1 protein-coding gene is annotated in these 611 nt (G+C 63.8%); it reads right to left on the bottom strand.

Annotation, left to right across the window (positions count from 1 at the left end):
- Positions 1 to 611, bottom strand: a 611-nt coding sequence (locus PMI35_RS00005; protein ID WP_008066791.1) for an aldehyde dehydrogenase family protein, incomplete at both ends; no start/stop codon positions are given.

Below are 611 nucleotides of genomic sequence, written 5' to 3'. Positions count from 1 at the left end.
GGTGGCAGCAGGTCGCCGATCAGCTCGACCAGCACGGTGATGCCCAGCGGGGTTTGCTCGGCCGGCTTGAGTACCACGCAGTTGCCGGCGGCCAGGGCCGGGGCGAGTTTCCAGGCGGCCATCAGGATCGGGAAGTTCCACGGGATGATCTGCCCGACCACGCCCAGGGGTTCATGGATGTGATAGGCCACGGTGTTGCCGTCGATTTCCGCGGCGCTGCCTTCCTGGGCGCGCAGGCAGCCGGCGAAGTAGCGGAAATGGTCGGCGGCCAGCGGGATGTCGGCGTTGAGGGTTTCGCGCACGGCCTTGCCGTTGTCCCAGGATTCGGTGATCGCCAGGGTTTCCAGGTGCTGTTCGATGCGGTCGGCGATTTTCAGCAGGATCAGGGAGCGTGCCTGGACGGACGTGGCGCCCCAGGCATCGGCAGCGGCGTGGGCGGCGTCCAGGGCTTTGTCGATGTCTTCAGCCGTGGAACGCGGGAATTCGGCAATCGGTTGGCCATTTACTGGCGAGGTATTGGTGAAGTACTGACCTTTGACAGGCGCGACGAACTCGCCGCCGATGTAGTTACCGTATTTGGCTTTGAACGAAACGATAGCGCCTTCAGTACC

The organism is Pseudomonas sp. GM78, assembly GCF_000282475.1.
Lineage (GTDB): Bacteria > Pseudomonadota > Gammaproteobacteria > Pseudomonadales > Pseudomonadaceae > Aquipseudomonas.
The sequence above is the reverse complement of the archived record's forward strand: the minus strand, read 5'-3'. Positions and strand labels throughout refer to the sequence as shown.